We start from the raw sequence: 16,411 nt of genomic DNA, 5'->3' as shown, positions 1-16,411 counted from the left end.
CACCTCAATACAGGGACGGATCGGATTTCTCTGGACGAGTCTTGAAACGGCGATGCAACCACAGGTACTGCTCGGGATGCTTGCGGATCGCCCCCTCGATGAAGGCATTGATGCGCGTGGCATCTGCGACATCATCGCCACTCGGGAAGTTGTCGAGTGCCGGGAGATACTCCAGCGTATAGGTACGATTGTCCGGATTGCGATGGAACATCAAGGGCATCACCGGCGCCCCTGTCATGCGGGCGATCTTGGCCGTCAGCTTGATGGAGGCGGCATCGATACCGAAGAACGGCGCGAAGACGCTGACGTCCCGACCGAAATCCTGATCCGGCGAATACCACACGCCATGCCCGCTCTTGATGCGGCGCACCACACCCCGCAGGTCATGACGGTCGATGGCGGTGCCGAAGATGCCATTGCGCGCGCGCGTCATGAAACGCTCGAACAGCGGGTTGTCATGCGGGCGATAGACGACATCGGCCGGGAAGAACAGCGAGTGCAGTGCGCCACCGAGATCCAGTGTCGAGAAATGGATGCCCACGATGAGCGCGCCCTTGCCCTGCGCCATGGCGCGCTCCATGTGCTCCTGACCCTTGAAGGTCACGCGGTCGCGCATGTGCTCCGGGTCTCGACACCACCCCGTGGCGGTCTCGAAGATGCCGATGCCGTTGGCATGGAAGGTCTTGCGTACCTGACGCGCACGCTCCGCTTCGCTCCATTCGGGGAAGCACAGCTTGAGATTGGTGTCCGTGATATGGCGACGACGCTTGCCGAAACGCCATGCCAGCTCACCGATGCCGCGCCCCAGCCACAGCTTGGCGCACCAGGGCAGGAAGGCCGAGGCCTTCATGGCCCCGATTCCCAGCCAGGCCGGCCAGTAACGGGGATGCGCAAAACTCTCGGGGTAGGTCTTCTTGGCCATGACTCTCTCGTTCAACGGGCAACGGCGGCCATTGTAGACCGCCCGAGCCCTGCCGTCAGGTCAGGCGCACGTATCCACTGCCTGAGAGGCCATCGGGTCCGCCTCGCGTGCCTGACTACCGTGATAATGCTTGGGAACACGCGGCAGGATCCCTGTCAGCAGGGTATAGCTGATGGTGTCACAACTGGCGGCCACGCGATTGACCTCCAACCCCTCGCCCCACAGCACCACGCGAGAACCGACGCCCGCTTCCGGCAGGTCGGTGATATCCACCGTCAGCATGTCCATCGACACCTTGCCGGCCAGCACGGTTTCCTGGCCATCGACCAGTACGGGGGTCCCGTCCACCGCATGGCGATCGTAGCCATCCCCATAGCCACAGGCGACGACACCGATACGTGTCGGACGCGTCGCCACGAAACGTCCGGCATAGCCCACCGGCTCGCCGATGGCGATCTCGCGTACGGCAATGATGGCGGAAGACAGGGTCATCACCGGCTTCAGACGGCGGCTGGCATCATTGGCCCCTTCCAGCGGGTCCGCGCCGTACAGCATGATGCCGGGACGATTCCAGGCGGCATGCGATTGCGGCCAGGCAAGCGTCGCCGGGGAGTTGGCCAGACAGAGTGGCAGGGCAAGCTCAGCGGCAAGCGCTTCCACTGCCGCCATCTGATGCTGGAAATAATCGGGCGTCAGGCTGTCGGCCGTGGCGAAATGCGTCATCAGGTGAAGGTCCTGCGCCTTGCCACTCGCCACCAGGCGTTCCTTGACCGCCCTGGCCTGCTCGGCATCGAAGCCGAGACGATGCATGCCGGAATCGAACTTGATCCAGCAGGATATCGGCCCGGGGAGCGTTGCCGCCTCCAGGGCGGCCAGCTGCCATTCACTGTGGATGGCACACCAGAAGTCATGCTGCGCCGCCAGCTGGTATTCCGATGCCTCGAAGACACCTTCGAGCAATACCACCGGATGCGTGATACCGCCTTCCCGCAGCGCGAGCGCTTCTTCGATGGTCGCGACGGCAAATGCCGGTGCCAGATCTGCCAGCGCACGGGCACATGCCACGGCCCCGTGGCCATAGGCGTCAGCCTTGATCACGGCGAGCGAGCGGGAATTCGGCGCCAGCTCACAGGCCAGCTGATAATTGTGGCGCAGGGCATCCAGATCAATATCAGCACGCAACGGGCGGGACATGAGGCAACTCCAGACAATGAGAAAGAGGGACAGACACGACGAATCACGCACGGGTGACGCAGCAAGTTGGGACCTGCCAACGAGCGAGCAAGGCACGCACCATGAAAAGGAGGCGGCCAACCGGAGCAGGCGTTCTCCAGCCATCAATTATTTTCCATCATCGCGCCAAGGTCACGGTGAAAACCACCAAACATCAAGCCAACTTCTTGACGTTATCTCTGGTTTTCATCAAATCAATGGCATATTCCTCCAGACAAGCATCACAGCTGTTGTCATTCACGCTTCACGGCGAGATTTCTGCCCCCCGATACGCGAACACCCCCACCGGCAATGGCCGATGGGGGTGTCAGGAGAAGCCGGTCAGGCCAGTATCAGATCACTGGGCCGGGCCATCCAGCTCGGTATCGTCTTCGTCCTGCAGAACCAGTGATACCTGACGATCGCGCTTGAGGCTCTCGTTCAGATCGCGCACGGTGTTGACGTCGATGATGCCCGCCGCCTGGCGCAGGTTGAGCAGATCCAGCACGTAGGTGTAACGCGAGGAGGCATAGTCCGCCAGGGCCTGATAGAGCGCCTGCTCGGCATCCAGCACATCGACGATGTTACGGGTACCGACTTCATACCCCGAGCGCGTGGCTTCCAGCGCGCTGCGGCTGGAGACGATGGCCTGCTTGCGCGCCTTGACCGTCAGGACGTCGCTGCGGACCTGACTGTAGAGCGAACGCACGCTCTGGGTGGTGGAACGCTGCTGGTCCAGCAGGTCGTACTGGCTCTGCTCCAGCAGGTGCGTGCTCTGGCGTACCTGCGCGGATGTGCGACCACCGGTATAGATCGGCAATGACGCCTGGATACCGATCTGGTTGTATTCCTGATATCCCCCGGAGGATGCGACGTCGGTTTCATCATAGGAGTAGGTCGCGAAGGCACCGACTTCCGGCAGATGACCGGCACGCGAGGTCTTGACGTCACCCTTGGCGACATCGACACCCTTCTGCGCGGCACCGATCAAGGGATTGTTGACCAACGCCATCTCGACCCACTTGCCACGACTGGCGGGCACCGGCGCTTCGATGGCGAGATCCTCTTCCAGCCCATCGATGGAATCGTATTGCTGGCCGGTCAATTGCTGAAGTGCCTCGAAGCTGACCTGCAGGTCGGCTTCCGCGGCAATCCGCTGGGCGCGTGCGTCATCAAAGGACGCTCTGGCCTCCTGGACATCGGTGATCGCGATCAGCCCGACCTCGAACTGCTGATTGGCCTGATCCAGCTGACGGGAAAAGGCCTTCTCCTGCGCGATGCGCGCATCCAGCACATCCCGGTTGTTGAGGATGGTGAAGTACGCGGAGGCCACATCGTACAACAGCTGCTGCTGATCGGAATCCAGCAGCAGTTTCTGCTGCTCGGTACTGTCCTTGCTGGTCGCCAGCTCATACCAGTCGGCAGCGTCGAACAGCTGCTGATTCACGTTGAGCACGATGTTGCTGTCGGTGTAATCCCCTTCCACACCGCTCTGGGAATTGCCCGTGACATCGGTGCGTGACACGGTGCCGGTGGCCGAGATCTGTGGCAGCAGATCCGAAAGCTCGATCCGCTCGTTGTCCTCGACGCTCTGATACAGAGAGCGAGAGGACGACAGGCTGGCATTGTGGGTCAGCGCATCACGGGTAATGTCGAGCAGATCGGCAGCCTGGGCCTGGGTCGCGAAACCCATCGCCAGCACCAGAGGCAGTATGCGTATGTTGGCCATGTATGCGTATTCCTGATCGGTAACAGTCAGTCGTGACCTGCATGATGCGCCAAAGGCACCAAGGCAAGGGGAGATAAGGTCGTTTCACGGGCCGGCTGATGACGGCATCAGCCCCTTCGGGGGCGGGTCGTGGAAAAAGGACTCAGTCTAATCGTCGCCTTGCAAGGCGTCCAGTTAGTTGGCTAACTTCATTTGCCTTACAGCGTTTCCATCCCAGCAACAATGCAACACGGCCCCGGTGTCGAATCATATGCACCGTCATCTTTCTGCCGACCCCATAGCCTGCCAAACCAATGCTCAGAAAATATGAAAACGGCCCGCCCGCAAGCGGGGGGCCGTTTTCATGTCGTGTTGCGTCCACTATCCAGCAGGATGTCACGGATATCGGGCCAGACGATGACAGCTGCCAGCCCTGACGATGACATGTCAGCGAATCATTCGAAGATGGATTCCAGCGACAGGCCCTGTTTCTCGAGCATGCGACGCAGTTTCTTGAGCGCCTCGACCTGAATCTGACGCACTCGCTCACGCGTCAGACCGATCTCCTCGCCGACCTCCTCCAGCGTGGCGGCTTCGTGACCCCGTAGCCCGAAGCGGCGTACCACCACTTCCATCTGCTTGTCGGTCAGCTCCGCCAGCCACTCATCGACATGTGCCTTGACGTCGACATCGACCAGACTGGACTCGGGGCTGGTGTCATTTTCATCGGCGATCGTCTCGATCAACGGCTTGTCACTCTCGCCGCCCATCGGATAGTCCACCGAGGACACTCGCTCATTGAGCCCCAGCATCTTCTTGACCGTCTCCACCGGCTTGTCGAGGAAATCGGCGATTTCCTCGGCCGTCGCCTCGTGGTCAAGCTTCTGCGTCAACTGGCGAGCAGCGCGCAGATAGATGTTGAGCTCCTTCACGACATGAATCGGCAACCGGATGGTGCGCGTCTGATTCATCAACGCGCGCTCGATGGTCTGACGGATCCACCAGGTGGCGTAGGTCGAGAAGCGGAAACCGCGCTCGGGGTCGAATTTCTCCACCGCGCGTATCAGGCCCAGATTGCCCTCCTCGATCAGGTCGAGCAGTGACAATCCGCGATTCAGATAGCGCCGTGCGATCTTGACCACCAGACGCAGGTTGGATTCGATCATGCGCTGCCGACCGGCAGGGTCTCCCGCCTGCGCCAGTCGCCCGAAATAGACTTCCTCTTCCGGTTTGAGCAATGGCGAGAAGCCGATCTCGTTGAGGTAGATCTGCGTTGCATCCAGGCTCTGGTAGTGCTTGCGCTCTTCACGGTTCAGGGCGCGTTCGAATGCCGCCTCTTCCGCTTCAGCCTCAAGCGTATCGTCTTCCTCGACATCATCGAGGGACAGCTCCACCTCGGCCTGATCGATATCCTTTTCCAGCATGCTCATGTCGATACCCCGTTGTCTCTGGTCTGGTGCCAGGAACTTCTTGTTGTGGCAGCGGTGGACGTCAGCGCTTGGGCAGGAACTTCAAGGGATCCTTCGGCTGCCCATCCTCGCGGATCTCGAAATGCAGCTGCGCACGTTCGGCGTCAGTGGCTCCCAGAGTGGCGATTACCTGTCCGGCCTCGACAACATCATTCTCCGAGACGCGGAGGCTGTCGTTGTGGGCGTAGGCACTCAGATAACGGTCATTGTGCTTGAGGATGATGAGGTTGCCGTAACCGCGCACTCCACTCCCCGCGTAGACCACAATCCCCGGCCCTGCTGCCTTGACAGGTTGCCCCTTTTGACCAGCGATATCAATGCCGCCCGTCACACTCTCGGACTCACCGAATTTGCCGATGATCTCGCCTTGCGTAGGCCACTGCCAGTCAACGTTTTTTACCGGCACATAGGTTTTCTTGGCCGGTGCCGCCTCGGGTGTGGCGCCCGCAACGTTGGTGCCCTTTTCAACCTTGTCGGAGGCACTTTTCACGTTTGCCGCCGCCTTGTCACGCTCGGCCTTGGCCGCTGCCAGCTGCTCGGCCTTCTCGCGATCCGCCTTCTCCTGCGCCGCCTTGCGAGCAGCAGCCTCGGCCTCACTCGCCCTGGCCTGGGCATTGCTGCCGGCACTCTCCAGTGCCTCGCCGGCTCGGGAGGCTTCGTCCGCGGCCTGTGCACGCGCAGACTCCGCCAGCGCCTCTTCACTGCCTTCCTGATACACGGGCCCCGGGCCGACGCCCGCAGCAGCGGCCGCGCCCGTGGCAGCCGCCGCGACGCCGCCGCTACCGGTGGTCAGGGACTGCGCCTGGGAAGCACGCTGCTTCTGCTGAGCAATGGCCGACTCATCCGGAGCCAGCCAGTCCGGCACCTCGCCGCCGCTGGCGATGGCGTCATCGCTGCCGCCAAGCCCGGTCGCCACCACGCCCGTGCCTGATGCCGACCCCGATGCCGTGCCGGCCGTACGGGAGTTGCCGGCATTCGCGGGCAACGGTGCCTGAGGGTCGAGGCGCAGAGTCTGCCCGGGCTGCAAGGTGTAGGGCGGGCGCAGGCCATTCATGCGCGCCACGTCACGGAAGTCCTGGCCACTCTGCCAGGCGATGCCATAGAGCGTGTCACCGCGCTGGACCGTATAGCTGTCTGCAGTGATGCGTGTCGTACCACCACTGAGATCCTGGATCTGCGGACGCGTCGTGGCGGTACTGCACGCCGTCAGAGCGCCCAGCGCCAGACCCGCCAGCGCCAGCTTGAATCCCTTGTCCATCATGTCAGGCATGTTCCTGCTCCTTGCGGGAATCACTGGAAGAATCATCCGGTCCTGAGCGCTCACCCGCGAACCAGACCAGCAGGATACCTGCCAGCATCAGGGCAAGCGCCGCCCACAACTGGGCAGGCTCACCCGTCACGCTGGTATAGGTCTCCGGCATCATGAATTGATAATCTAGCGGTACCTGCTCCCCCTTGGGGCCCAGTCGATAATCGGTGATCGTGCGCCAGGGCCACAGCACCGGCAGCGAGCCGAGGATGAAGCCGACCAGCAGCATCAGTGTCGCGGTGTGATGGTGACGAAACAACCATGACAGTACACGCGAGAAGGTGAACAGTCCGATGGCGCAGCCACTTCCGAACAACAGGATCAGCGTCAGATCGAAGCTCTTGATACCTGTCATCACGGTGCCATAGAGGCCCATGGTCAACAGCAGGAAGCTGCCGGAAACGCCCGGCAGCAACATGGCACTGATGGCGATGGCCCCCCCGGCGACGATGACCCAGGGCGCATCAGTGCCCGCTGGCAGAAGGCTGGGCAGCTGACTGGCCAGTACCAGCCCCAGCACCAGCCACACCAGATACCCGACCCTGAAGCCGGTAATGCGCCGCGCCACGACCACACCGGAACACACCACCAGACCGAAGAAGAAGGCATTGAGCAGCAGCGGCTGCGCCTCCATCAGCCAGGTGACGAGGTGCGCCACGCTGATCAGGCTGGCGAGAATGCCGGCGGCAAGCGGTAGCAAGAACGCCAGATTCAAGTGCTGCCACAACGCCTTGACGCCCTGTTGACGCCAGACACCGATGGCGGAAGGTCCGAAGCGCTTGATGGTTTCGATCAATTCTTCATAGATGCCCGTCACGAAGGCTATCGTGCCTCCCGAGACGCCGGGCACGGCATCGGCAGCGCCCATGCCCGCCCCCTTGAAGAACACGCTCAATGCTCGTTTCACCTGATCACTCCCTCGAGCAACGGCACGAAGCGCACAGCCTCGAGCCGCTGAATATCCTGAGTGTCGCCGACGTGGCGCACTCGTGTCAGCCATTGACGATCACTGCCGTCTTCCGCCAATGGCACGATCATCACTCCCTCCGGTGCCAGCTGCTGGAGCAATGCCTGCGGCAAGTGCGAGGCACATGCCGTCACCACCACCAGATCAAACCCCGGCAGGGTCACCGACTCCTGTGCGGCCGTCTCACGCGCCGTGGTCTGCCAGCCGTGCCCGCCATCGGCGTGACGCAGCTGGACATTGTCCAGCCCGAACCACTCAAGCCGCTGCCGGGCACGCAGATGCAACAAGGCGATGCGCTCCAGCGAGGCCACCTGACCGAACAGCCGCGCCAGCAGCAGGGTCTGGTAGCCCGAACCGGTGCCGACCTCCAGCACCCGACACTGCTCGCGCGGGCGCGGTGCCGAGGCCAAAGCCAGCTCCGTCATGCGGGCATGCATGTAGGGCTGCGACAATGTCTGCCCCTGCCCCAGCGGCAGGGCGGTATCCTCATAGGCGCGATGCGCCAGCGCCTCATCGAGAAACAGATGGCGCGGTTCCGCCGCCATCAGATCCAGTACCCGCTCGTCCTGGATGCCAGCCTCTTCCAGTCGCGTGACCATGCGATCACGCGTCCGTTGAGAGGTCATGCCGATACCGCTCAACTGCGCGGCATTCGGGCGCTCCAGGCGCATGGGCACCGGTGGCGATGAGGTTCGAGTGGCCGACGAATCCGCCATGGCTTGCCCACTCTCAGACTGCGCGGCGGGAAAACCGTTCTGATACACGTCCTTCATGACATCGAATTACATCCTGTCGACCGACGCGCCTGCGCCGGCTTGCTGATCGATCCCCGACACCCCTGACCGCCAGGCGGTGGCGCGCGAGGTCAACTCAGTGCTTCCAGCCACTGCTCCACATCCTGACGCGCCGCATGGGAGGTCAGGTCGGTCATCAACGGCGTGATGGACACATAGCCGGCCGCGATGGCCGCGAAATCGGTGTCCTCACCATCGTCGACTCCGTCCCCGGCCAGCGCGATCCAGTACCGGGTGCGCCCGCGAGGGTCCCGCACGGCGATCGGTGCGCCCGCCGGACCACGATGCCCCTGACGCGTGACGCGAAATCCGCGGATCTCGTGCCAGGGAACATCCGGCACATTGACGTTGAGCAGCGAACGCGGCGGCAAGGCCAGCGTCTCGGCCGCGCCGACCAGACTCGCCGCCACACGCCCTGCCGTCTCGAAATGGGTCTTGCCACACAGCGACATCGCGATCGCCGACATGCCCAGCGAGCGGCCTTCCATCGCCGCTGCCACAGTGCCGGAATACAGCACATCGTCTCCCAGGTTGGCACCGTGGTTGATGCCGGAGATCACGATATCCGGTTTCTCGTCCCAGACACCGTTGACCCCCAGATAGACGCAATCGGCAGGGGTGCCGTCGACACTGTAGAAACCGTTGTCCATCGCGGACAGCATCAGCGGGCGACTCAGGGTCAGGGAGTTGCTGGCACCCGAACGATCACGGTCCGGTGCCACCACGCGAATTCGCGCGTGATCACACAGCGCATCATGCAGGGCCTTGAGCCCGGGGGCATGTACCCCATCATCATTGGAAAGCAGAATCTTGCGCATCGTCTCACCTGTTCATGTTCATCGCGGTGTCATGTCGTGGCGCACGCTGGGCAGGCCGCTACAGCAGCGGGTGGGCAATCAGCTCACGCAACAGGCCGGTGGCGAAGCTGCCGCGCGGAAGATCGAAATGCAGCCACGCACTGGCCGCAGTCGCCTCGGCATCGGCCTGGGCCGGCGTGATGTCCCACTCCAGGCGAGCATTGGCAGGCATCAGGCGCAGTGGCCGACGCTCGGCCTTCACGCCAGCCTTCTCGAGGCCGTCACAGAGCTGAGGCCAGCTGGACGCCAGCACCTGCTCAAGCGCCGCGACCTGCGCATGGGACTCGCCACGGCCGGTGCCCCACAGCGGGCCCGTGGGGTGGATATCCCCGTCGGCAAGGCGCCGGGTCAGCGTCTCGACAGCTTCGCTGCCATCGGTGACGAAGCGCGATCCCGTCCCGTCGAGCGCGAACACCTCACCGCTCAACGCCGTCGCCCAGCAGCCAGCCTTGAGACGCGCGGCCAGCACTTCGTTGAACAGGAAGCTGCGCGCGGTGGACAGCAGCATGCCGCTGCGATCATCACGCTTGCGCCAGCCACGTATCAGTACGGCGCGTGCACGCCCCAGGTTATGCCCCTGGTGCCCGAAACGCTGCGGACCGAAATAGTTGGGCACCCCATCGCGTATCAATGTCTGCCAGCGAGTCTCGAAATCCGGATGGGCCACGGCCTCGCCGCTCACTCGCAGCGCAAAGCGATTGCCGCGATGCACGCCACGCTTGAGCTTGCGCGGGTGCCGCACGCTGGCCAGCACGCGGGCCCCCTTCTCGGCCAAGGCCTCACTCAGATGCTCAGGGGCTTCACGCCCCGGCAACCATACCGAGACCCACTGCTGGGTAATCGCCTGCTTGTCCTTGAGTCCCGCCACGCCGATGTCACGCGGTGCCACGTCACAAAGACCTGCCAGTTCGCGGCACAGCTCGTCAGTGGTCAGACCGCGCTTCTCGATCCAGAGCCACTGGTGCTCCCCGTGACCTTCGGGCACGAAGTCCATCAATTCCGTGACGCGAAAGTCTTCCGGCGTGTGTCGGAAGTCACCTGCGCCCAGCGGGCCCCCATGGGCATGCGGCCAGCGCTGCATCAGCTCGGCTTCCTTGACCCATGGCTCGCTGCCGGCGGCTTCCAGTGCCGTTCGCGCCGCGACAGACAGCGCATCGGACTCGGGCGGCTCAGACATGGCATTCACTTCAGACATGCTCGGCTCCACCCGCGGCGGGCAGCCTGCCAAGCACCGCCACGGCCTCGGCGGCGATGCCTTCCTTGCGACCGGTGAAACCGAGACGCTCGGTCGTGGTGGCCTTGACGTTGACGACCGCCACCGGCACACGCAGGTCCTCGGCGATCACCTCACGCATCGCCTGGATGTGCGGCGCCATCTTGGGGGCCTGCGCCATCACGGTGAGATCGACATTGCCGACCCCGAAACCAGCGGCATTGATCAGCCCGACGACGTGGCGCAGCAGGCCGCGACTGTCCGCCTCGGACCACTCGCTGTCGGTATCCGGGAAATGCTTGCCGATGTCGCCCATCCCGCAGGCCCCGAGCAGCGCATCGCACAACGCATGCAGCAATACATCGCCATCGGAATGCGCCACGAAGCTATGTTCGTAGGGGATCTTCACGCCGCCGATCATCAGATGATCGCCGTCGCCGAAACGGTGGACATCGAAGCCATGCCCGATGCGCAGTGACATCGGGACATGCCCGGAGGTCGCGGGGGAGGTCGTGGAACTCGAAGTGTCGGGGGTCACGGGGTGATCCATCATGTCAGGCAGGTGTCCGGGGTCTGTCGGCGTGATCCTCGCGGGCCGCCAGCAACAGGCGCGCCATGGCGAGGTCTTCCGGATGGGTGATCTTGAGATTGTCGCGCGCCGCGGGCACCAGCACGGGGGATCGTCCACAGGCCTCGAGTGCCGAGGCCTCATCGGTGATGCGCTCGGGCTGCTCCGCGAGGGCGGCACGCAGCGCCGTGCGCAACAGGCCCAGCGGAAATGCCTGGGGCGTGAAGGCATGCCACAGCCCTGTCCGGGATTCGGTATGCGCGATGCGCTGCGCTGAGCCATCGGTACGTTCCACGGCATGGCTCAGTACAGCGGCCCGCTTCATGGTGTCACTGGCGGGAGCGGCCAGGATGGCGCCGTCATCACTCTCGCGTGCCGCCTTGACCAGCGCCTGGATGTCGCTCTCGCGGACACAGGGACGCGCCACATCGTGTACCAGCACGAGGTCATCATCACTCGCCACTCGGCTCAGACACTCGAGTCCTGCCAGCACGCTGTCGGCACGCTCGCTGCCACCATCGGCACGCAGCCACTCCTGCCATGGCACCATCGTCGGCGTGAAATAGGCATCCTCCGCGCCCAGCACCAGACACAACCCGGCCTCGGGCAATGCGCGCCTGAGGGTGGTGAGGGTCGCCTCCAGGACACTGCCGCCGGGCGTCAGTTCCAGATACTGCTTGGGACGGTCAGCCTGCATGCGGCTTCCCACGCCTGCGGCGGGCACCAGATACCAGAGACGCGGCGCCGGGGCATCATTCATGCGAGTCATGGGTTGAGCACCTTGGGCAGGCCCTCTTCCAGTCCCTTGCCTTCCAGCGCCCCTTCCGCCACTTCATCCGCGGACGAGACCTGGCGCTTGGGTACCTCGACGTTGGGCACCCACAGGAACTGCTCATCCTTGCGCACCATGCCGAGATCGTTGCGCGCACGCTCCTCGATGGCCGCCAGACCATTCTTGAGGTCGACCACTTCAGCGCCCAGGCGTTGATTGCGGTTGTCCAGCTGCGCCGCTTCCCTGGAGAGCTGCTGCACGCGGGCACGGATGTCGAACAATTCGGTGACGCCATTTTCGCCCCACCACAGCCGGTACTGGAGCAGAGCCAGCAGTAGCAGCAGTGAGATATTGATCCATTTGAGCATGGCAGTGTCCTTGGCCGTTGCAGCGGGCATTATGCCATCATCAGGGGACGCCGCGCAGGCTCTGCCACGCTTGACTGCGTCCTCGCCAGCGCACGTCATTCCCTGGGGCGATTGGTGCCCTGGCACTCATCGCCCGTCACGTCCCTCAAGGAGGCCCACCATGTACAAACTGGCATTCTTCGTTCCACACGAAGCACTGGAAGGTGTCAAGGAAGCGCTTTTCGCCACGGGTGCCGGACGCATGGGCGAGTACGAGGCCTGCTGCTTCGAGACGCGCGGCACGGGGCAGTTTCGTCCGCTGGCCGGTGCCAATCCGCATATCGGCGAACGCGGCACGCTGGAACGTGTCGAGGAGGTCAAGGTCGAGATGGTGTGTGAGGACGCGCTGATTCGCACGGCAGTGGCCGCACTGCGCGAGGCGCACCCCTACGAGGAAGTGCCGATTGACTGCTGGCGACTGGAAAGCTTCTGAAGGTGCGATGCCCACCCCGGTCACGCCGTCAAGCGACGGCAGGTCCCGGGGTGAAGCCTGACCACGGCCCGCTCAGTGCTTGGGTAGATGTGTCGTCTTGAAGAAGCGCTCGCGCGTCTCGAGATCGATCTGTTCCAGATGCAACGGGAATTCGCCTTCTCCCTGGCGGGCACGACGGTCCTCGAAATAGCGCCTCAGCGTCACTTCCATGGTCGGGAAGGCCAGTGACTGCCAGGGAATCTCCTCTTCGGCGAACAGCGCCACCTCGAGACTTTCGATACCCGCGGAGAAATCACTGGTCAATTCGGCGCGAAACAGCATGTAGACCTGATTGATGTGCGGCAGATCAATCAGGGTGTAGAGGCCCTGGAGGTTGACCTCGGCCCCCGCTTCCTCACGTGTCTCGCGGGCAGCGGCCTCACTGGTGGTCTCCGCGTTCTCCATGAAACCGGCCGGCAGTGTCCAGTACCCCAGGCGCGGCTCGATGGCGCGGCGACACAGCAGCACCTTGCCATCGCGTATCGGCAGGGTACCGGCGATGATGCGTGGATTCTGATAATGGATGGTGCCGCAGCTATCACACAGGTAGCGCAGTCGATCATCTCCTTGTGGCACCGCCAGACGCACCGTCTCACCACAATGGCTGCAGTAGTTCATTCGCTCTCCCGTGAAACTCTTGAACGCCGATGCCCGGGCTCGGCTTCTGGAAATGGTGCCGCTGACTCGGCCGGCTGTCACCTCACATCTTGACCGCCTCACATCCCACGCCACAAGATGAAGGTCAACGAGGACCCGACATGCTAGAAGCTCTGCGCCAGCGCCTGCAATCCCATCACCCCCGTATCGTGAGCAACGACCAGCCACGCGCTGCGGTACTCATCGCGTTGATCGACCGCCCGGAACCGACGCTGCTGCTCACGCAACGCGCCAGTCACCTGAGTCAGCATGCCGGCCAGGTCGCCTTCCCCGGTGGCAAGGCGGAGCCGGAGGATATCAGTCTGCTGGCCACGGCGCTGCGTGAAGCCGAGGAGGAAGTGTCCCTGCCCTCCGGCGAAGTGGAGATATACGGGCAACTGAGCGATGTGATCTCGCTGCACGGCATGACCGTGACGCCTTTCGTGGGACGCATCGCTCCCGACCTGCCGCTGCGCGCCGACCCCGGCGAGATAGCGCATATCTTCGAGATGCCACTGAGCATGCTGCTGCGCGATGAACGCGCCCACACCGACGTCATCCGCGTGGGCGATGACACCTGGTACGTGCCCGGCTATCAGGTGGCCGGGCAGCTGCTGTGGGGGCTTTCCGCGATGATGCTGGTGGAGATGATGGCCATCGGGTTCGGACACACCATCAGCCTGTCCTCCCCGCCACCGCCCGGGGCTCCGTTGCGCCACCTACCACCTCGCCCCCATGCACCACGGGCATGAGCCTCTGGCGTGATTGACGCATGTCTCGCGGGCTGAGGATTGCCAGGCCTTCACTCAAGGCATTGCGCCCCTGCGCGTGCTGCTCTATAACACTGCGCCTTGATGCCTTCTGCCCTTTTTCCGGAGCGCCCGATGCCCGCTGCACCCGCCCCACTGCTGGACCCCACCGCGCTCAACCTGCTGATCGATGAACTGGTCGAGCATGGCTACAGCGTGCGCCCGGACTTTCTGCCGGCACACCTGATCCGCCATCTCAATGACGAGTTGCGGGCGCTGGAGAGCCATCAGCGACTGACGGCTGCGGGAATCGGACGCGGGCGAGAGCATGACCTTCGCCCGGACATCCGCGGGGATGCGATTCGCTGGCTGGATCGCGATTCGCGTGCCCAGCGTGCCTACCTGGAGGCGATGAATGCCCTCAAGGATGAACTCAACCGTGCCCTCTATCTGGGGCTGTTCGAGTACGAGGCGCATTTTGCCCACTATCCAGTCGGCAGCTTCTATCGCAAGCATCTGGACAGCTTCCGCGGGCGTGGCAATCGCCTGATTTCCAGCGTGCTCTATCTCAATGCCGACTGGCCGGCGGACGCCGGCGGCGAGATCGTGCTCTACGACCCCGAAGATGACAGCCGTGAAATCCGGCGTGTCACCCCCGAGGCCGGGACCTTCGTGTGCTTCCTTTCCGAACGGATCCCCCACGAGGTGCTGCCGACGAAACAGGCGCGCGCCAGCGTGACCGGCTGGTTCCGCCGCAACGCCTCGCAGGGCAACCTGGTCGACCCCTCCCGCTAGTGCGACCTACTCCTCTACCCTCTCCTACCCCCTTGCGACGCACGTGAGGCATGCCGCTCACACAAGGCCTCAATCTGCGTTGCGCCCGTCGGAAGCCTCGCCATGGCGGGGCGCCTGGCGCTGGCTTTCACCCTCATGAGTCTCGATCTCCTCGAGACTATCCAGGGACGCCTCGGTGATCAGCTCCGGCATGTCGACGGCCAGCTCGCGAGTCACCTCGACCAGCGGGTCATTGACCTCGGCATCCCGCAGGTGCTCCTCGGCGGCCTCGACCAGTTCCGGCCCGACGGCAAGCTCCGTTCCCAGGGGCGTCTGTGGCGCATGGGTCTCGAAGGGGGCCAGCGGCTGCGGCGCCGGACGCATCACGCGTCGCCAGACGAAGAAGGCCAGCATGCCACCGCCCATCACCGCCAGACTCAGCGCCATGCCGGGCATGGCACCCATCTCGGCCATCGGCAGTGATACGGCCGGCGGTGACAGGGTCGAGCCCACGGCATTGATCAGCAACAATCCCTGACTCATGCGCACCAGCGCCCCGGCGGGGGCACGGTCTGCCGCATGGCTGACCGCGACCGGATAGAGCGTGAAGGCCGCGCCGCCGAGCAGGAACAACACCGTCAACTGCGCGATGCCTTCGCGTGCCGGCCCCATCAGCAAGGCGGCGAACCCGATGATGGCCACCGACAGGATGATCAATACCTGCTGACGATCATGACTGTCAGACCAGCGCCCGATGGGGTACTGCAGCAGCATGCCGCCGAGAATCACCAGCGCCATGCGCTGCCCGATCTCCGCGGTGTCCAGCACGCCGCCCTCCCCCAATGCCAAGGGCAGCAGGCTGTAGAGCACTGCCACCACCAGCCCCGAGGCCAGGCAACCAAACACGCCGGTCGGCGTGATGCGAATCAGACGCCAGGGGCTCAACGGCTCGGATTGCTCGATCAGCGGTGATACGCGCGGCAGCAGCACCAGCGGCAATACGGACGCCGCCGCCAGCATCGCCACCAGCATGAAGGCCGCCTCGAGACTCAGCATGGCGGTTACTCCCAGCAGCAGCTGCCCCAGCACGCCCGCGCCATAAAGCACGATCATGTAAAGCGCCAGCAGGCGTCCGCGTACGGCGGGGTCGGCGGCACTCAGCAACCAGCTCTCGATGACCAGATAGACGCCGACCAGCGACCAGCCGATCATCATGCGCAGCAGGAACCACACCACGGGATGATCCCCCAGTCCCATGGCCAGGGCGGCGACTGCCACCAGCGAGGCGAAGCCGGCGTAGGCGCGGATGTGTCCGATGCGCAGCAGCAGGCGGTCGTTGACCAGCGCTCCCAGTCCAAGCCCCAGATAGTAGGCGGAGCTGATCAGGCCGATCGCCTCGCTCGAGACACCGGCGGCAGACAGCCGCAGGGGGACCAGCGAAGTCAGCATGGCATTGCCGATCCCCAGCAAGGCAAGGCCCAGCAAGGGCGCGAGAGACATCAACAACAGATGACGGGGCATGACCAGTTCCTCGGCCAGGCGCAGGACTGCGTTCGGCCAATGCCGCAAGGTGCGGAGAGCT

General features: G+C 63.8%; 17 protein-coding genes. 3 read left to right on the top strand and 14 right to left on the bottom strand.

The features are described 5' to 3' along the window. Positions 1 to 4: 4 nt before the first annotated feature. From lpxL to ftsB, 12 genes are all read right to left on the bottom strand, one after another. Complete coding sequence (gene lpxL / locus BFX80_RS04330; RefSeq protein ID WP_077375072.1) at positions 5 to 922, bottom strand: LpxL/LpxP family Kdo(2)-lipid IV(A) lauroyl/palmitoleoyl acyltransferase; 918 nt, start codon at positions 920 to 922, stop codon at positions 5 to 7. Positions 923 to 982: 60 nt separating this feature from the next. Next, positions 983 to 2,116 carry an alanine racemase gene (alr, locus tag BFX80_RS04325; protein ID WP_084208045.1) on the bottom strand — a complete coding sequence of 378 codons (1,134 nt, stop codon included), beginning with the start codon at positions 2,114 to 2,116 and terminating at the stop codon, positions 983 to 985. Between the two features lie 376 nt (positions 2,117 to 2,492). Beyond that, positions 2,493 to 3,863 (bottom strand): TolC family outer membrane protein, encoded by a 1,371-nt coding sequence (locus tag BFX80_RS04320; protein ID WP_077375077.1) that lies wholly within the window; start codon positions 3,861 to 3,863, stop codon positions 2,493 to 2,495. Between the two features lie 434 nt (positions 3,864 to 4,297). Beyond that, positions 4,298 to 5,272, bottom strand: a complete 975-nt coding sequence (gene rpoS / locus BFX80_RS04315) for an RNA polymerase sigma factor RpoS (RefSeq protein ID WP_077375080.1) — start codon at positions 5,270 to 5,272, stop codon at positions 4,298 to 4,300. A gap of 61 nt (positions 5,273 to 5,333) precedes the next feature. Beyond that, complete coding sequence (locus BFX80_RS04310) at positions 5,334 to 6,581, bottom strand: peptidoglycan DD-metalloendopeptidase family protein (RefSeq protein ID WP_240499670.1); 1,248 nt, start codon at positions 6,579 to 6,581, stop codon at positions 5,334 to 5,336. Further along, positions 6,574 to 7,527: a DUF368 domain-containing protein gene (locus BFX80_RS04305; RefSeq protein WP_240499669.1), complete on the bottom strand. Its 954-nt coding sequence runs from the start codon at positions 7,525 to 7,527 to the stop codon at positions 6,574 to 6,576. Before BFX80_RS04305 ends, BFX80_RS04310 begins: the two co-directional genes overlap by 8 nt. Continuing rightward, positions 7,524 to 8,258: a protein-L-isoaspartate(D-aspartate) O-methyltransferase gene (locus BFX80_RS04300; protein ID WP_084209621.1), complete on the bottom strand. Its 735-nt coding sequence runs from the start codon at positions 8,256 to 8,258 to the stop codon at positions 7,524 to 7,526. The genes BFX80_RS04305 and BFX80_RS04300 overlap by 4 nt, the downstream gene beginning before the upstream one ends. 194 nt (positions 8,259 to 8,452) lie before the next feature. Beyond that, positions 8,453 to 9,199 carry a 5'/3'-nucleotidase SurE gene (gene surE, locus BFX80_RS04295; RefSeq protein ID WP_077375086.1) on the bottom strand — a complete coding sequence of 249 codons (747 nt, stop codon included), beginning with the start codon at positions 9,197 to 9,199 and terminating at the stop codon, positions 8,453 to 8,455. 58 nt (positions 9,200 to 9,257) lie between these two features. After that, positions 9,258 to 10,433 (bottom strand): tRNA pseudouridine(13) synthase TruD, encoded by a 1,176-nt coding sequence (gene truD, locus BFX80_RS04290; protein WP_338079147.1) that lies wholly within the window; start codon positions 10,431 to 10,433, stop codon positions 9,258 to 9,260. Next, entirely contained in the window at positions 10,426 to 10,932 is a 507-nt protein-coding gene (gene ispF, locus BFX80_RS04285; RefSeq protein ID WP_205632762.1) for a 2-C-methyl-D-erythritol 2,4-cyclodiphosphate synthase, read from the bottom strand. Before ispF ends, truD begins: the two co-directional genes overlap by 8 nt. 73 nt (positions 10,933 to 11,005) lie before the next feature. After that, positions 11,006 to 11,788 (bottom strand): 2-C-methyl-D-erythritol 4-phosphate cytidylyltransferase, encoded by a 783-nt coding sequence (ispD, locus tag BFX80_RS04280; RefSeq protein WP_084208044.1) that lies wholly within the window; start codon positions 11,786 to 11,788, stop codon positions 11,006 to 11,008. After that, positions 11,785 to 12,159 carry a cell division protein FtsB gene (gene ftsB / locus BFX80_RS04275; protein ID WP_077375092.1) on the bottom strand — a complete coding sequence of 125 codons (375 nt, stop codon included), beginning with the start codon at positions 12,157 to 12,159 and terminating at the stop codon, positions 11,785 to 11,787. Before ftsB ends, ispD begins: the two co-directional genes overlap by 4 nt. A gap of 160 nt (positions 12,160 to 12,319) precedes the next feature. On the opposite strand from ftsB, the gene BFX80_RS04270 reads away from it, so the two are divergent. Beyond that, a complete protein-coding gene (locus BFX80_RS04270; RefSeq protein WP_084208043.1) occupies positions 12,320 to 12,631 on the top strand; it encodes an NGG1p interacting factor NIF3 in 312 nt (103 codons plus the stop codon). A gap of 72 nt (positions 12,632 to 12,703) precedes the next feature. Here the strand turns inward: BFX80_RS04270 and BFX80_RS04265 are convergent, their stop codons facing one another. Next, positions 12,704 to 13,288 carry an NUDIX hydrolase gene (locus BFX80_RS04265; protein WP_084208042.1) on the bottom strand — a complete coding sequence of 195 codons (585 nt, stop codon included), beginning with the start codon at positions 13,286 to 13,288 and terminating at the stop codon, positions 12,704 to 12,706. 140 nt (positions 13,289 to 13,428) lie between these two features. Here BFX80_RS04265 and BFX80_RS04260 point away from each other — a divergent pair, with 140 nt between their 5' ends. Together BFX80_RS04260 and BFX80_RS04255 are read left to right on the top strand one after the other, a co-directional pair. Next, entirely contained in the window at positions 13,429 to 14,058 is a 630-nt protein-coding gene (locus BFX80_RS04260; protein WP_077375099.1) for a CoA pyrophosphatase, read from the top strand. Between the two features lie 132 nt (positions 14,059 to 14,190). Then, a complete protein-coding gene (locus BFX80_RS04255; RefSeq protein ID WP_084208041.1) occupies positions 14,191 to 14,850 on the top strand; it encodes a 2OG-Fe(II) oxygenase in 660 nt (219 codons plus the stop codon). A 69-nt stretch (positions 14,851 to 14,919) separates the two neighbouring features. Here BFX80_RS04255 and BFX80_RS04250 read toward each other — a convergent pair whose 3' ends face one another. Beyond that, positions 14,920 to 16,350 (bottom strand): MFS transporter, encoded by a 1,431-nt coding sequence (locus BFX80_RS04250; RefSeq protein WP_077375105.1) that lies wholly within the window; start codon positions 16,348 to 16,350, stop codon positions 14,920 to 14,922. Positions 16,351 to 16,411 lie beyond the last annotated feature (61 nt).

The sequence above is a fragment of the Cobetia marina genome (assembly GCF_001720485.1).
GTDB classification, from domain to species: domain Bacteria; phylum Pseudomonadota; class Gammaproteobacteria; order Pseudomonadales; family Halomonadaceae; genus Cobetia; species Cobetia marina.
This window is presented reverse-complemented; position numbering and strand designations above follow the sequence as displayed.

Excerpts from the sequence above, each read along its gene's own strand:
- ispD (WP_084208044.1), bottom strand. The coding sequence starts at position 11,788 with ATGACTCGCATGAATGATGCCCCGGCGCCGCGTCTCTGGTATCTGGTG.
- BFX80_RS04310 (WP_240499670.1), bottom strand. The coding sequence starts at position 6,581 with ATGCCTGACATGATGGACAAGGGATTCAAGCTGGCGCTGGCGGGTCTG.
- BFX80_RS04265 (WP_084208042.1), bottom strand. The coding sequence starts at position 13,288 with ATGAACTACTGCAGCCATTGTGGTGAGACGGTGCGTCTGGCGGTGCCA.
- BFX80_RS04255 (WP_084208041.1), top strand. The coding sequence starts at position 14,191 with ATGCCCGCTGCACCCGCCCCACTGCTGGACCCCACCGCGCTCAACCTG.
- ftsB (WP_077375092.1), bottom strand. The coding sequence starts at position 12,159 with ATGCTCAAATGGATCAATATCTCACTGCTGCTACTGCTGGCTCTGCTC.
- truD (WP_338079147.1), bottom strand. The coding sequence starts at position 10,433 with ATGTCTGAAGTGAATGCCATGTCTGAGCCGCCCGAGTCCGATGCGCTG.
- ispF (WP_205632762.1), bottom strand. The coding sequence starts at position 10,932 with ATGTCACTGCGCATCGGGCATGGCTTCGATGTCCACCGTTTCGGCGAC.
- rpoS (WP_077375080.1), bottom strand. The coding sequence starts at position 5,272 with ATGAGCATGCTGGAAAAGGATATCGATCAGGCCGAGGTGGAGCTGTCC.
- surE (WP_077375086.1), bottom strand. The coding sequence starts at position 9,199 with ATGCGCAAGATTCTGCTTTCCAATGATGATGGGGTACATGCCCCCGGG.
- BFX80_RS04320 (WP_077375077.1), bottom strand. The coding sequence starts at position 3,863 with ATGGCCAACATACGCATACTGCCTCTGGTGCTGGCGATGGGTTTCGCG.
- BFX80_RS04300 (WP_084209621.1), bottom strand. The coding sequence starts at position 8,258 with ATGCGCCTGGAGCGCCCGAATGCCGCGCAGTTGAGCGGTATCGGCATG.
- lpxL (WP_077375072.1), bottom strand. The coding sequence starts at position 922 with ATGGCCAAGAAGACCTACCCCGAGAGTTTTGCGCATCCCCGTTACTGG.
- alr (WP_084208045.1), bottom strand. The coding sequence starts at position 2,116 with ATGTCCCGCCCGTTGCGTGCTGATATTGATCTGGATGCCCTGCGCCAC.
- BFX80_RS04260 (WP_077375099.1), top strand. The coding sequence starts at position 13,429 with ATGCTAGAAGCTCTGCGCCAGCGCCTGCAATCCCATCACCCCCGTATC.
- BFX80_RS04270 (WP_084208043.1), top strand. The coding sequence starts at position 12,320 with ATGTACAAACTGGCATTCTTCGTTCCACACGAAGCACTGGAAGGTGTC.
- BFX80_RS04250 (WP_077375105.1), bottom strand. The coding sequence starts at position 16,350 with ATGCCCCGTCATCTGTTGTTGATGTCTCTCGCGCCCTTGCTGGGCCTT.